Raw genomic sequence first — 14,066 nt, 5'->3', positions numbered from 1 at the left:
TTGTCCCCCGTTCCCCGCTTCCCGTGGGCCCGGGTCAGCCCCAGACGCTGCCGTAGTTGTACTGACGGTCGTAGCGCGGCGTCCACAGCGACGGGTACGGCTCCTGGATGTTGCCGCAGGTGCGCAGTTGGACAGCCGAACGGCGTCCGGTGTCGTGCAGACACTTACCACTGGCGGCTTCGACGATCTCCCAGTGGTTGTTGCCGCGGTCCACCCAGCGGAAGTACTGCCCCGGGCCCTGGCAGTAGCCCAGCACGACAGGGGTGTTCTCGGCCGTCGAGGCGTTGGCGGCACCGATGCAGTACTTGCCGTAGACCCCGATGTGGAACATGCCGGGCGTGTTGGACGGCATGAAGTAGAAGCGCTGGTGCAACCTGCCCTTGCAGTCGAATCTCTGGATGACCGCGCCCGGGCTCTGGGATTCGCCCCGGACGTCGAGGCACTGCCACGAGTACGACGCCCGGAGTTCGTAGATGGCCGCGTTGTACGGCGACACCGTGTACACGATGGGCGGATCGGCCGCAGTGGCTGCACTGGCCGGCGTGGGCAGCAGCAGAGCGAGCAGCGACATCAGGACTGCTGCGGCGCCGCGGTGCAGGAATCGAGCCACCTTGTCTCCCTCTTTCTCGAATGGCGGGCGCCGCGCCACGGCACGGTGATCTGATTGTTTGTGGCTGCTCGCCCGCTGACCGTGCTCGCCGCGTCACCCGTACTGCGGCGGCCTGACGTGTAGGAAGCTAGCGAGAACCACTGCACCGCTGTACCACCAGTTCGGGGGGGTTGCGTGTACGCGGAGGAGGCGTGTGGTGAGGATGGGCTCCGGACTTCAGCGGGCTCAGGCCTTCATGATCCTGGCGACGATGCTGTACCGGATGAGCCATCTGATGGTCGGTCTCCTCGCCGTCGTACAGCACCAACGGCACCGCCCGGTCTCCTGGATGGTGCTGGTCGCAGCCGTGGCGCTGAGCGTGCTGGTGTACGCAACGGCCCGCTCCCGGGGCTGGTTCAGTCCGCGGTTCGTCTGGGCCGATGTGCTGGTCACCGGATGCGCGCTGCCCTTTGTCGCGTATCTGTGGAGCGGAGCACAGCAACCGGCGTCGATCGCCTGGGTGATGCTGCTCGGCGGGTCGGCGAGCGGGGTTGCCGCCGTCACTTTCGGCCGGCCGGCGACCGTCGGTGCGGTCCTGCTGCTGGCGGTGACCCATGCGGTGGGGTACCGGATGACGGGCGCGGGTATGGCGGTGACCGGCGGGCATCTCAACGCGGTGGTCTCGTCCGCGATCATGACATGGGTCTTCTGGTGGTATCTGCGCCGGCAGGGCAGCCTGCTCGACGCCGCCACCGAGCAGGCGATGACCGCCGAGGCAGAACGGGCCAGGTATGCCGAGCGGATCGCCCACCACCGTGCCCTGCATGACACCGTGCTGGCCACGCTGACCACCATCGCGGGCGGCGGCATCGACGCCAACACCCCCAAAGTCCGCAGCCGTTGTGCCCGGGAAGCCGCCTACCTGCGGCGGCTGATCCAGCAGACCGCCGACACGGAGTCCAATCCGGAGGTCGGCCGGGCGCTGGAGGACTCCGTACGCTCCGCCGAGAGTCTGGACCTTCAGGTGACCGCCCAGTACCACGACCTGCCCACGGTGCCGCCGGACGTGGCGACTGCCCTGGCCGATGCCGTCACCGAGGCCCTGAACAACGTCCTGCGGCACGCCGGCACCGGACACGCCTATCTGACCGCCACCGGTGACGACGGCCACCTCGTCATCACCGTCGTCGACCGCGGAGTCGGTTTCGACCCGGGCAAGGTCAGCGGCGGCCTCGGGCTTCGCCAGTCGGTGCACGCACGGATGCGCACGATCGGGGGCGTGGCCCGCGTGGACAGCGTTCCCGGAGAAGGGGCCAGCATCGAACTGCGCTGGCCCGGATGATCACCGCCGCCGTGGTCGACGACGACCGGATGCTGCTCGACGGGCTGCGGTCCTGGCTGGCGGACGTGCCCCAGGTGCGGCTGGTGAGCGCGGTGGCCACCGTGGACGAACTGCTGGCCGGTGCGGACGGCGTGGTGGATGTGGTCCTGCTGGATCTGGTGCTGCGGGACGCCTCGGTACCGGCTGACAACATTCGACGACTACGCGCGGCGGGCAGCCGAGTGCTGATGATCAGCACCGTGGCGGACCGCTCGCGGATCGTCGCCGCCATGGCGGCCGGGGCCGACGGCTATCTCACCAAGGACCACGATTTGAAGACCCTGGTGAGCGCGATGGAGGAGGTGGCCGCCGGAGGGACGGTGCACTCCCCCGAGTTGGCGTTCGCCTGGGCGCACGACAAGAGCCCCACCCGGCCGCGGCTGTCGCCCAAGGAGCTGCAGGTCCTGCTCGACTATGCGTCGGGGCTGACTCTCAAGTCGACGGCACGGCGCGCCGGAATCAGCCCGAACACGGCCAAGTACTACCTCGACCGGGTCAAGGACAAGTACCAGCAGGCGGGGCGGCCGGCGTACACGAAGATCGACCTTGCCTGCCGCGTACGTGAGGACGGTCTCGGGGACGGGGCCGAGGCCTGGAACCGAGGATGATCGCTGGGTACGGCCGAAGCCGTCACAGCGTCTCGGCCAGGGAATCCGCCAGGCGGCGGCGCGCGGTGCGGACGGCCGGTACGGTCGCGGCCGCGACGGCGCCCAGTACGGCGCCCACCACGACCGTGCCGAGCAGCAGCGCAGGGGGGACATGGGCGATGCCGGCGCCCATACCGCTGGAGCGTCCCTGCGTGTCCACCAGCCAGCTGCCGGCCAGCGCCCCCAGTCCCGTGCCCAGTGCGGCGGCGACGAGGGCCGTGAAGCCGGCGGCCGCCACGATCGCCGCACTGATCTGACGAGGCGTCAGCCCTATCGCCTTGAGCGCGAGCAGATCACGGCCGCGGTCGCGCACACCGGTGCTGATCAGAGTGAGCAGCTCGATGAACCCGATCAGGGCCAGCACGGCGATCAGGGCCGCGATCACGCCCCGCGCCGGTTCCAGCCGGTCTGCCGGGTTGGCCGTCTCGCGGATCTCCAGGTCACCCCCGGCCGCCTCGGCGAGCTCGCCGCTCACCGCCCGGGGATCCGCGCCGGGCTTCAGGACGAGATGATGGAAGTCCGGCCGCAGTGCCGGGTCGCGCTCGCCGAGCGTGTCGACCGTTGTGGAGATCACCCGTCCGCCGGCTTCGGGCTCGATACTGCGTCCGACGATGTGCAGGATCTGCGGCCGCCCCTCGACCGTCATCCGTACCCAGTCACCGACCCGTACGTCCAGCAGGTCGAGCAGCCCTTGGCCGGCCACCGCCTCGTCGAGGCTGTCGGCGGGGCGCCCCTCGACGACCGTGAACGGATAGGGGGCGTCGGCGGTGCCCAGCCCGCGCAGGGTGATGGTGCCGGTCTGTCCCGGTACCAGGGCCGCGACCTCCACGCCGGGGTGGACGGCCGCGACGTCCGGCGGCGCGGTCAGCACCCGGTCCAGCTCCTGACCGGTGGGACCGCCGGGCTGCTCGGCCCGTACGGTCAGCGCCGCGGGCACGCCCATGTCCGCGGGCCGGCTGCGGAAGGCGTCCAACGTGGACGAGGCAACCAGGGCCGCCGTGATCATGAGCAGCGGCAGCGCCAGCCGGGCCACGGTGATCAGGGTGCGCGGCCGCCGGGGGAACGCCGCCCGCCAGCCGAGCACCAGCGCGGGTGGCACCCGCAGTCCGAGCGCCCGGCGGCCGAGGCCGGTCATCGGTGCCGCCGAGGGAAGCGCCGCCCGGGCGACGGGAACCGGCGGGACCCGGCCGGCTCGCCAGGCGGCGAGTCCGGTGGCGGTCGCGATCAGCAGCACCGCGCCGCTCGGGACGCCGAGCATCAGGGCGGTGTGCCCGGGCAGGTCCTGCCACACCCCGGCAGCCTCCCCGATCCGGCCGGGCAGCCGGGCACCGAGCAGCGCTATCGCCGCGGTGCCCAGGGTGACCCCGAGGAGCGCGAAGGCGAGATGCTGGACGAGGAAGCCGCGGATCACCTGGCCCGGGGTGAACCCGATCGCCTTGAGGATCGAGATGTCCCTCAGCTGTCCGCGGATACGGGCGCTGATCGCCCCGGACGCCGCGAGTGCGGCGGCCAGCAGGGCGCCGAGACCGAATACCGCAAACAGTTGTCCGAGCAGCCGGTCGTCGCCTCCGGCCTCGGCCCGGGCCTGCTGCCACTTGGTCACCTGGGAGACGCGGTCGGCGCCGAGCAGGGTGACGGCCTGCTGGACGGTGAAGTCGATGTCGGCCGGATCGTCCAGCCGCAGCCCGATGCTCTGTCCGGTGCTCTGTGGTGCGATGCGGTCGAGCGTGCCGGGCAGCACCCAGCCGGTCCCGGGCCCGCCGCCCGGCCGGTAGCGGGGTTCGGCGGCTTCGGCGACCCCGGCCACCCGGAGGGAGCGGGGGGTGCCGTCCGGTCCGGCGACGGTCACTGTGTCGCCCGGCTCCGCCCACAGCACGCGAGCCAGTGAGCGCTCCAGTACGACACCGTCGCCGCGGTCCGTCTGCGCGGTGAGCCAGCTGCCGGCGGTGACCAGTGGCCGGGCGATCTCCGGCGGGCGGGTGTCCGCGGCGCGCAGGGCCACGTTCGCCCTGACACCCCGGGACTCGACGGTGGCGTGCCCGGTGCGGTACGGCCCGGACACACCGGCGACACCGTCGAGGCCGGACAGCGCCCCCGTGTCCGCGGCGACCCGGGTGTGGAGCCAGAGGTGGGCGCCCTGGGACTGGGTGAAGATCCGTTGCCAGGGGTTGGCGGCGTAGCTGAACAGTGCCACCGCGAGCAGCAGCGAGCCGATGATCCCGGCGCTGGCCAGGACGACGAAGAGCGCCTGGCCGCGGTGTGCCCGCAGATCGGCGTGCGCCCAGCGCAGAGTGGCCCGCACCGTCAGTCCTTCAGTTCGAGTACGCCGGAGACTCCGGCGCCCGGGCTGCGGCGCCCGTCGCCCAGCGCCGCGTCGTCGGCTATGCGCCCGTCGAAGAAGCTGATGACCCGGTCGGCGGCGCTGGCCATCCGGGCGTCATGGGTGACCAGCACAATCGTCTGCCCGCGCTGGTGGAAGCGGGACAGCAGCCGGAGTACTTCCCGGGTCCCCTTGCTGTCGAGGCTGCCGGCCGGTTCGTCGGCGAGCAGCAGGGCGGGATGGTTCACCAGGGCTCTGGCCAGGGCGACGCGCTGCTGCTCGCCGCCGGAGAGTTCGCCCGGCATGGACCGTTCCCTGCCTTCGAGGCCGAGCTCGGCCAGGAGTTCGGCCCGGCTGTCCCGGGCTGCCCTGGGGGAGGCGCCCGCGAGCAGCGCGGGCAGTTCGACGTTGTCGGCGACGGTGAGGTCGGAGACGAGATTGAAGAACTGGAACACGATGCCGATGCTCTGGCGCCGCAGCACCGCCCAGCGTGCCTCGCGATAGCCGTCCACCTGCCGGCCGCCGATCCAGAGCCGGCCGCTGTCGGGGCGCTGGAGCCCGCCGATCAGGTGCAGCAGGGTGGATTTGCCGGCACCGGAGGGGCCGGTGACCGCGACGAACTCTCCGGGCTGGACGGTCAGATCCACTCCGCGTACGGCTTCCACCGATGCGCCTTCGCCGTGATGGGTCTTGGTCAGACCCTCGGCGCGCACGATCGGCACAGGGGCCCTCTCACCAGGTGCGGCACCGGCCGCGTCCGGCGTGGCAGGAGCGGCTTCGTCGCTCATTCCAGCTCCTCCTGACAGCGTTCCAGCCAGTCGAGGTCGGCCTGCAGATGCAGCATGGCGCCCTCGATCAGCAGTTGGGAGACCCTGTTGTCCCGGTCCTCGGCGGCGGCCAGCTTGGACAGATCACGCATGGTGTTCAGATACTGCCGCCGCTGTTTGTTGATCAGAGCGACCACGTCGGCGAGACCGGACTCTGGTGCGAGTGCGAGCTTCATGAAGAACTCGTCCCGGACCCGCGGCTCGTCCGTGGTCTCCTCGAACCAGGCCAGGACGGCCTCGCGCCCGGCGTCGGTGAGCCGGTACGTTCGTTTGTTGGGTCTGCCCGACTGCTCGATGTCCTCGCCGTCGATCAGACCGGCCTTCTCCAGCCGCCCGAGGGTGACATAGATCTGGCCGACGTTGGGCTGAGGGTACGCGGCGCCCAGGAGCTTCTCAAGGTCCTGCTTGAGCTCGTAACCGTGCGCCGGGCCACGGGTGAGGAGTGCCAGGAGCGGCAGCCGCACGCGCTCCCTCCCTCCCGCTCCGTAGTTTCTTGTTGACTCGGATACGGGCTGTGGTTTGCGCCACCCGCCTTCTCCGCCTGGACATCTAGTATCGCCCATGCCTAACGGGTATACATAGGCCACGATGGACGGCGGCGCAGCCGGAGTCGGTGCACTGGGAGGAACCTATGCGGTGGATGCATGCCGCGGGTAGGGGGCTTCTCGTTGTCGCCGTGCTGCTGGCGGGCTACGCGGGCTTCGGCACCCAGCCCGGAGCCCCGGACCCCGAGGGCCGGGGTCCCATGACGCTGGTGACCGCAGGCGATCTGACCGACTATCTCGGCCCGCTGCTCGACGACTGGAACCGCAGCCGTCCCGGCGAGCGGGTCACCCTGGTCGAACTGCCCGAGTCCGCGGACGAGACCCGGGCCCAGATGATCAGTGAACTGCGCTCCGGCAGCGACCGCTTCGATGTACTGAACATCGATGTGGCCTGGACCTCGGAGTTCGCGGCTGCCGGCTGGATCTCGCCCCTGCGGCGGGACCGCTTCCCACTGGCCGGGTTCCTGCCGCCGGTGGTGGACACCGCCACCTTCGACGGCCGTCTGTACGCCGTCCCGTACGTCACCAACGCCGGGCTCCTGTACTACCGCAAGGACATCCTGGAACGGGAGGGCGAGCGGCCGCCGCGCACCTGGGCCGAGCTGGCCCGGCAGGCCCGGACGATTGCCCCCAAGTACGGCATGCACGGGTACGCGGGCCAGTTCCTGCCGTACGAAGGGCTCACGGTCAACGCCACCGAGGCGGTCCACTCGGCGGGCGGGTCGATCCTGCGGGACGACGGTGCCCGGGTGACGGTGGACTCCGCGGCGGCCCGCTCCGGTCTGGAGTTCCTGGCGGGCGGAGTACGGGACGGCTGGATCCCCAAGGAGGCCCTCACCTACAAGGAGGAGGAGTCCCGGCAGGCGTTCCAGGACGGCCGGCTGCTCTTCCTGCGGAACTGGCCCTATGTGTACTCGGTCGCGGGCGCCGCGGGGTCGAAGGTGGCCGGCAAGTTCGGCGCGGTGCCGCTGCCCGGTCCGTCCGGGCCCGGCACCAGCGTGCTGGGCGGTTCCAATCTCGCGGTCAGCAGCCACTCCCGGCACCCGCAGTCGGCCGCCGATCTGATCACCTATCTCACCAGCGAGCGCGTCCAGCGGCAGGTGCTCACCGAGGGCTCGCTGCCGCCGGTGCGCGCGGCGCTGTACAAGGACCCCGCACTGATCCGCGCCTTCCCGTATCTGCCCACGCTGCGGCAGAGCGTGCTGGCCGCCGAGCCACGCCCCAAGAGCCCCCGGTACGACCAGGTGAGCCTCGCCGTGCAGGCCGTGGCGCAGGACGTCATGGCGCTGCGCCAGACGCCGCAGCAGGCCGTGGGACGGCTGTCCCGTGAGCTGGAGTCGATCTCCCGCAAGGGCTGAATCCGTACACCCTCTCTGAGCTCGCTACTTACATGTTAAGTAGCGAGCCCTTCTTGCATATCGGCACATATTCGGGCATACCCGGGCCGCTTTCCGCAGCATCGTTGACACCTGTTGGCCATCAGTACTTAACATGCATGCATAACAGCGCACCCGCTCTGGGGCGCTCTCGCATCCAGCAGGAACAGGTCAACGCGAGATGCTCACAGCTCTTCCGGCCCCCCTCGGCCACCCCTCCCGCACCGCCGCCGTCTGGTGGCGCGATGCGGTGATCTACCAGGTGTACGTCCGCAGCTTCCTCGACAGCACGGGGGACGGCATCGGAGATCTGGCCGGCGTACGCGCCGGACTCCCGTATCTGCGCAAGCTCGGCGTCGACGGGATCTGGCTCAGCCCGTTCTATCCGTCGCCCCAGCACGACCACGGCTACGACGTGGCCGACTACTGCGACGTCGACCCCGTCTACGGTGACCTGGCCGAGTTCGACCTGCTGATGGCCGACGCCCGCCGTCTCGGCCTCAAGCTGCTGCTCGACATCGTTCCCAACCACTGTTCCAGCGAGCACCCGTGGTTCCGCGAGGCACTCGCCGCCGGCCGCGGCAGCGCCGCCCGCACCCGGTTCCACTTCGCGGAAGGCCGCGGCCCGGACGGCGCGGAGCCCCCCAACAACTGGCGGGCCATGTTCGGCGGCTCCGCCTGGAGCCGGATCACCGAGCCCGACGGCACTCCGGGCCAGTGGTACCTGCATCTGTTCACGCCGGAGCAGCCCGATCTGAACTGGCGCAACCCCGAGGTCGGCGACTCCTTCGAGCGGGTGCTCCGGTTCTGGCTCGACCGGGGTGTGGACGGCTTCCGCATCGATGTGGCCGCAGGTCTCTTCAAGCACCCGGAGCTGCCCGACTCCGACGACCCCGGGGCAGACGAGCGCTCCCGGGACTCGGTGAACCCGCTGGCCTGGAACCAGCCGGAGGTCCACGAGGTGTGGCGCCGCTGGCGGTCGGTGTGCGAGGAGTACACGGCAGCGGACGGCCACGAGCGGCTGCTGGTCGGTGAGGTCTCCGTACCGACCGCCCGCGAACATGCCGAGTACGTCCGGCCCGACGAGCTGCACCAGGCCTTCTTCTTCGACCTCCTCAGCGCGCCCTGGGACGCCGACGCCTTCCGGGCGACCATCACCGAGGCGATACGCGACATCGCCGGGACCGGCTCCACCGTCACCTGGGTGCTCAACAACCACGACCAGGTCCGCACGGTCACCCGTTACGCGGGCGAGCCCGGTGTGGAGGCCAGTGGACTCGGTGCCGCACGGGCCCGCGCCGCCGCGCTGCTGATGCTGGCGCTGCCCGGAGCCGCGTACGTCTACCAGGGCGAGGAGCTCGGTCTCCCGGAGGTCCTGGACCTGCCGGACGACGTACTCACCGATCCGATCTTCCACCGCACCGGCAGCCGCAAGCGCATCCGGGACGGCTGCCGGGTGCCGCTGCCCTGGTCCGGGCACGCCTCGCCGTTCGGCTTCAGCCAGGGCGCGGCAGGTGCCCGGCCGTGGCTGCCGCAGCCCGAGTGGTTCGCCGAGCACGCGACCGACCGGGCGCTGGCCGACACCCGCTCCTTCTGGCACCTGTACCGCGATGGGCTTCAGCTGCGGCGCAGCCTTCCCCAGCTGGGCGAGGGCAGCCTGCGCTGGCTGGAGGCTCCCTCGCAGGTGCTCGCCATGGCCCGGGGCGACGGGCTGATCTGCGCGGTCAACTTCGGCACCGAGCCGGTGCCTGCCCCCGTCACCGGAACCCCGCTCCTGTCCAGCGGCCCCTGCCCGGACGGTGTGCTCCCTGGAGCGACCGCCGCGTGGTGGACGGGCGACTGCCCCACCCCGTGAACCTCCCGCTTCTCCCACCCCTTCGGAAGGACGCTCACCATGCGACGACTCACCACCACCCGCAGAACAGCCGCGGCCGCATCGGCGGTACTCTCCCTCGCCCTCGGCGCGACGGCCTGCGGCGGCTCGCCGGGCCCGGCAAGCGGCAAGGCACTCAGCGGCCAGACCGTGACCGTGGCCGGAGTGTGGACCGGCAGCGAGCAGAAGAACTTCCGCAAGGTGCTGGACGCCTTCACCGAGAAGACCGGCGCCAAGACGGTGTTCGTACCCACCGGTGACAACGTCTCCACCTTCGTCGGCAGCAAGATCGAGGGGGGCAACGCGCCGGATGTGGTGATGGTGCCTCAGGTCGGCGTGCTCCAGCAGTTCGCCAAGGAGGGCTGGCTCGCACCGCTGTCCGAGAAGACCACCACGACCGCCGAGGGCAACCTCGCCGACGTGTGGAAGGACTACGGCACCGTCGACAAGACCTACTACGGGCTCTACTTCAAGGCCGCCCACAAGTCGACCGTCTGGTACAGCCCGAGCGCGTTCGCGCAGGCCGGTGTGACGGAGCCCAAGAGCTACCCGGACATGCTCAAGGCGGGCCGCACGCTCGCCGACTCCGGACTCCCCGCCTTCTCCGTCGCCGGTGAGGACGGCTGGACCCTCACCGACTGGTTCGAGAACATCTACCTCTCCCAGGCGGGACCCGAGAAGTACGACCGGCTGGCCGCCCACACCCTGCCCTGGACCGATGCCAGTGTGGTCAAGGCACTCACCACCCTGGGCGAGGTGTTCAAGGACAAGCAGCTGGTCGCCGGGGGCGCGGACGGCGCGCTGCGCACCGACTTCCCGGCCTCGGTCGAGCAGGTCTTCGGCCCCGAGCCCAAGGCCGGCATGGTCTACGAGGGCGACTTCGTCGGCGGCGTGGCCAAGGACGAGTTCGGCAAGAAGCTCGGCGAGGACGCCAAGTTCTTCCCGTTCCCCGGCGTCGGCGGCGGCAAGGCACCGGTGGTGAGCGGCGGCGACGCTGCCGTGGTGCTCAAGGACGGCAAGAACCAGAAGGCGGCGCAGCAGCTGCTGGAGTTCATGGCCACTCCCGAAGCGGCTTCGGTGTGGGCCGGAGCGGGGGGCTTCCTCTCCCCCAACAAGGATGTCGATCTCGCCGCGTACGCCGACGACACCACCCGGTTCACGGCCGAATCGCTGGTCGGGGCAGGCGACTCGGTCCGCTTCGACATGTCCGACCAGGCTCCCGCCGCGTTCGGCGGAACCAAGGGTGTGGGCGAGTGGAAGCTCCTCCAGGACTTCCTGCGCGACCCGTCCGACCCGAAGGCCACCGCGGCCGAGCTGGAAGCCGCGGCTGCCAAGGCGTACAAGAACTGAGGCCGCACACCATGGCTGTCATCACATCCGCCCCCGCCGCGAACCCGCGGCGGCGGGCCCAGCGCAGGAGGCGGAACATCGCGGTGATGTTCGTCCTGCCCGCCCTGCTGCTGCTCGGCGCGCTGGTCGTCTACCCGGTGCTGTTCTCCGCCGGACGCAGCCTCTTCGACGCGAGCGGCGACCGCTTCGTCGGCGGTGCCAACTACTCGGAGATATTCCGTGATCCGGCGACGCTCAAGGCGATACGCAACAGCACCATCTGGGTTGTCGTCGCCCCGGTCCTGCTGACCGGTCTCGGTCTGGTGCTCGCCGTGCTCACCGAGAAGGTGCGCTGGGCAACCGCGTTCAAGCTCGTGCTCTTCCTGCCCATGGCCGTGTCGTTCCTCGCCGCCGGCATCATCTTCCGGCTCGCCTACGAGGAGGACCCGGACCGGGGCGTACTCAATGCCGTCGCCGTCGGCGTCCACGACGCCTTCAACGACCGCTCCGCCTACCCCACCGCCCGGGCCCGTGAGGAGCAGGGCCTGGCCGGGGACCCGGGCGGCGCGTACCGCACGACCGACGCCGTCGGCCCCGGGCAGTCCGTCAGTCTCGGCTTCGTCGGCGTGGCACCGGACGCGATGCCCGCCGATGCCCGGCCCGCACAGTCCGCATCGTCCGCAGCGCCCGCCGCGGACGAGGTCAGGGGCGTGGTGTACCTCGACTTCGTCCCGGGCGGCGGGGGTACGCCGGGGAAGGTCGACCCGGCCGAGAAGGGTCTGCCGGGAATGTCGGTCGAAGCCGTACGGGACGGCCGGGTGGCCGCGACAGCCACCACCGCCGCGGACGGCTCGTTCAACTTCCCCGGTCTGGAAGCCGGTTCGTACACCGTCCGGCTGCCCGCGGAGAATTTCGCGGCTCCCTACCAGGGCATCTCGTGGCTCGGTCCTGCCCTGGTGACCCCGGCCATCATCGGTGCCTATCTGTGGATCTGGACCGGCTTCTCGATGGTGCTGATCAGCGCGGGACTTGCCGCCCTCCCCCGGGACGCCCTGGAGGCGGCCCGGATGGACGGTGCCACCGAGTGGCAGATCTTCCGGAAGATCACGGTGCCGCTGCTGGCTCCCGTGCTGACGGTGGTCTTCGTGACCCTGGTGATCAATGTGATGAAGGTCTTCGACCTCGTCTACATCATCGCGCCGGGACCGGTCCAGGAAGAGGCCAATGTGCTGGCAACCCGGATGTGGCTGGTGTCCTTCGGCGGCGGCAACAACCAGGGACTGGGCAGCGCCCTGAGCGTGCTGCTGCTCCTGCTGGTCGTACCCGCCATGGTCTTCAACGTACGGCGCTTCCGAGGGAGCGGAAAATGAGCGGTCACAGCACCATCGAGCGCAATCCGTCCCCCCGAGCGACCGACACGTCCGTCCGTGTCCCCACTCCGCCGCCTCCCCGCAGGCGTGGCCCCGGCCGGCTGAGCGCATGGCTGGGCAACGGACTGGTCCAGGCCGTCCTGATCGTCGTCGGGCTCGTCTGGATCACCCCGCTGGCCGGCCTGTTCCTGTCCTCGATGCGTTCCGAGCGGGACAACGCGGCCGAGGGCTGGTGGACGGCGCTGACCGATCCCGGGCAGCTGTCCCTGGACAACTACACAGCCCTGTTCGCAGACTCGGGCATCACGCAGGCCTTCTGGAACACGGTACTGATCTCGGTGCCCACCACCGCGCTGGTCGTCGGTATCGCGGCGCTGGCCGGATATGCCTTCGCCTGGCTGGACTTCCCCGGCCGCAACGCGATCTTCCTGGTGGTCGTGGGACTCCTTGTGGTGCCCGTGCAGATCGGGCTGCTGCCCGTGGCCAAACTCTTCGGCGCCGTCGGGCTGTTCGGCACCATCCCGGGCGTGATCCTCTTCCACGTCGCGTACGGACTGCCCTTCGCGATCTTCCTGCTGCGCAATTACTTCGCCGAGATCCCGCGCGAAATGCTGGAGGCCGCGCGGATGGACGGCGGCGGGGAGTGGCGGATCTTCTCCCGGCTGATCCTGCCGCTGGGGCGGCCCGCCCTGGCGAGCCTGGCCATCTTCCAGTTCCTCTGGGTCTGGAACGACATGCTGGTCGCGCTGCTCTTCGCCGACAGCGAGTCCCAGCCGCTCACCGTCGCCCTGCAGTCGGAGATGCGGCAGTTCGGCAGCAACATCGGAGTACTGGCACCGGGTGCCTTCCTCTCTCTGGTGGTACCGCTGGTCGTCTTCTTCGCCTTCCAACGGCACTTCGTCCAGGGAGTGATGGCGGGCTCCGTCAAGTAGCCGGTCCCGGGGGTCGGGCCCACGGTTGGCGCAATGGTGCGGGCGGTGCCCGGCGAGTACGGACACTTGCCGGACACCGCAGCCGATGCGGTGGCCGCAGCCGAGGAGCGCGCGTGGAGACGAAGCCATGGCCCGACCTGACCTCGGTCATGGCGGCGCTGACGCTGACGACGGGCATGGTCGAAGCCGTCAGTTTTCTCGCCCTGGGGCCCGTGTTCACCGCGATGCAGACGGGCAATGTGCTCTTGCTCGGATTCGGGCTCGCGGGTGAGGGCGTGGTGTCCACCGTGGCCCCGTCCCTGTCACTCGCCGCATTCGTCCTCGGCGCTCTCATCGGCGCCCGGCTGGAGTCGGTGACGGAAGCCCGCGGGCTCCGGTGGTTCGTTCTCGCGCTGCTCATGGAGTCGGCCCTGCTTGCCGGGGCCGGCTTCACGGCGTGGGGGCTCGGACGGGCCGACGGTTCGCCCTCCGCCCGGCACATCGCCGCGGCCGCCGTGGTGGCGCTCGCCATGGGCATGCGCAACGTGACCGCGATGCGCGCTCATGTGCCGGACATGCCCACCACACTGACCACCCGGACCCTCGCGGCGCTCGCCAGCGGCTCGTCCCTCGGGCATGACACGGCACTGGGCTACGGCAGCCGGGGCGCATCGGCCCGCCGGAGCGCCGGGGTCCTGGCGATGTTCGCGGGCGGCACCCTGGGGGCGTGGCTGCTCCACCTGCAGTGGTCACCGACGGCGGTACTGCTCCTGGCGGCTGCCCTCGTCCTCGCCATGGCAACCGCATCCTCCACTGCCCCACGGCGCACCCCGCCACTTGCCAAGTGAGCGCGCGAGCACGCGACCACGTGGGAGTGACCGCGTGAGCCGCGACCACG

The 14,066-nt window shown here is 70.5% G+C and carries 12 protein-coding genes; 8 read left to right on the top strand and 4 right to left on the bottom strand.

All coding sequences use genetic code 11. The features are described from left to right. Positions 1-34: 34 nt before the first annotated feature. Positions 35-610, bottom strand: coding sequence for an RICIN domain-containing protein (locus OG883_RS36635; protein ID WP_266550916.1), 576 nt, complete (start codon positions 608-610; stop codon positions 35-37). Between the two features lie 202 nt (positions 611-812). Between OG883_RS36635 and OG883_RS36630 the strand changes: the two genes are divergently transcribed. Together OG883_RS36630 and OG883_RS36625 are read left to right on the top strand one after the other, a co-directional pair. After that, positions 813-1,931, top strand: coding sequence for a sensor histidine kinase (locus OG883_RS36630; protein ID WP_266550914.1), 1,119 nt, complete (start codon positions 813-815; stop codon positions 1,929-1,931). After that, complete coding sequence (locus tag OG883_RS36625) at positions 1,928-2,578, top strand: response regulator transcription factor (protein ID WP_266550912.1); 651 nt, start codon at positions 1,928-1,930, stop codon at positions 2,576-2,578. The genes OG883_RS36630 and OG883_RS36625 overlap by 4 nt, the downstream gene beginning before the upstream one ends. Before the next feature lie 22 nt (positions 2,579-2,600). Here OG883_RS36625 and OG883_RS36620 read toward each other — a convergent pair whose 3' ends face one another. The 3 genes from OG883_RS36620 to OG883_RS36610 are packed head-to-tail and all read right to left on the bottom strand — an operon-like array spanning position 2,601 to position 6,228. After that, a complete protein-coding gene (locus OG883_RS36620; RefSeq protein ID WP_266550911.1) occupies positions 2,601-4,919 on the bottom strand; it encodes an FtsX-like permease family protein in 2,319 nt (772 codons plus the stop codon). 2 nt (positions 4,920-4,921) lie between these two features. Continuing rightward, the gene (locus tag OG883_RS36615) at positions 4,922-5,725 is read right to left on the bottom strand and encodes an ABC transporter ATP-binding protein (RefSeq protein WP_266550910.1); all 804 of its coding nucleotides are present in this window, start codon (positions 5,723-5,725) and stop codon (positions 4,922-4,924) included. Then, complete coding sequence (locus OG883_RS36610) at positions 5,722-6,228, bottom strand: PadR family transcriptional regulator (protein ID WP_266550908.1); 507 nt, start codon at positions 6,226-6,228, stop codon at positions 5,722-5,724. The genes OG883_RS36615 and OG883_RS36610 overlap by 4 nt, the downstream gene beginning before the upstream one ends. A gap of 167 nt (positions 6,229-6,395) precedes the next feature. Between OG883_RS36610 and OG883_RS36605 the strand changes: the two genes are divergently transcribed. From OG883_RS36605 to OG883_RS36580, 6 genes are all read left to right on the top strand, one after another. Next, on the top strand, positions 6,396-7,667 hold the full coding sequence (locus tag OG883_RS36605) for an ABC transporter substrate-binding protein (RefSeq protein ID WP_266550906.1): 1,272 nt from the start codon (positions 6,396-6,398) through the stop codon (positions 7,665-7,667). A gap of 199 nt (positions 7,668-7,866) precedes the next feature. Next, complete coding sequence (locus tag OG883_RS36600; protein ID WP_266550904.1) at positions 7,867-9,540, top strand: glycoside hydrolase family 13 protein; 1,674 nt, start codon at positions 7,867-7,869, stop codon at positions 9,538-9,540. 39 nt (positions 9,541-9,579) lie between these two features. Continuing rightward, positions 9,580-10,908 carry an ABC transporter substrate-binding protein gene (locus OG883_RS36595; protein ID WP_266550903.1) on the top strand — a complete coding sequence of 443 codons (1,329 nt, stop codon included), beginning with the start codon at positions 9,580-9,582 and terminating at the stop codon, positions 10,906-10,908. A gap of 11 nt (positions 10,909-10,919) precedes the next feature. Next, positions 10,920-12,257: a carbohydrate ABC transporter permease gene (locus OG883_RS36590; RefSeq protein WP_266550901.1), complete on the top strand. Its 1,338-nt coding sequence runs from the start codon at positions 10,920-10,922 to the stop codon at positions 12,255-12,257. Then, on the top strand, positions 12,254-13,189 hold the full coding sequence (locus OG883_RS36585) for a carbohydrate ABC transporter permease (protein WP_266550899.1): 936 nt from the start codon (positions 12,254-12,256) through the stop codon (positions 13,187-13,189). Before OG883_RS36590 ends, OG883_RS36585 begins: the two co-directional genes overlap by 4 nt. Positions 13,190-13,302: 113 nt before the next feature. After that, positions 13,303-14,016, top strand: a complete 714-nt coding sequence (locus OG883_RS36580) for a YoaK family protein (protein ID WP_266550897.1) — start codon at positions 13,303-13,305, stop codon at positions 14,014-14,016. Positions 14,017-14,066 lie beyond the last annotated feature (50 nt).

It is taken from the genome of Streptomyces sp. NBC_01142 (genome assembly GCF_026341125.1).
GTDB lineage: Bacteria > Actinomycetota > Actinomycetes > Streptomycetales > Streptomycetaceae > Streptomyces.
The sequence above is the reverse complement of the archived record's forward strand: the minus strand, read 5'-3'. Positions and strand labels throughout refer to the sequence as shown.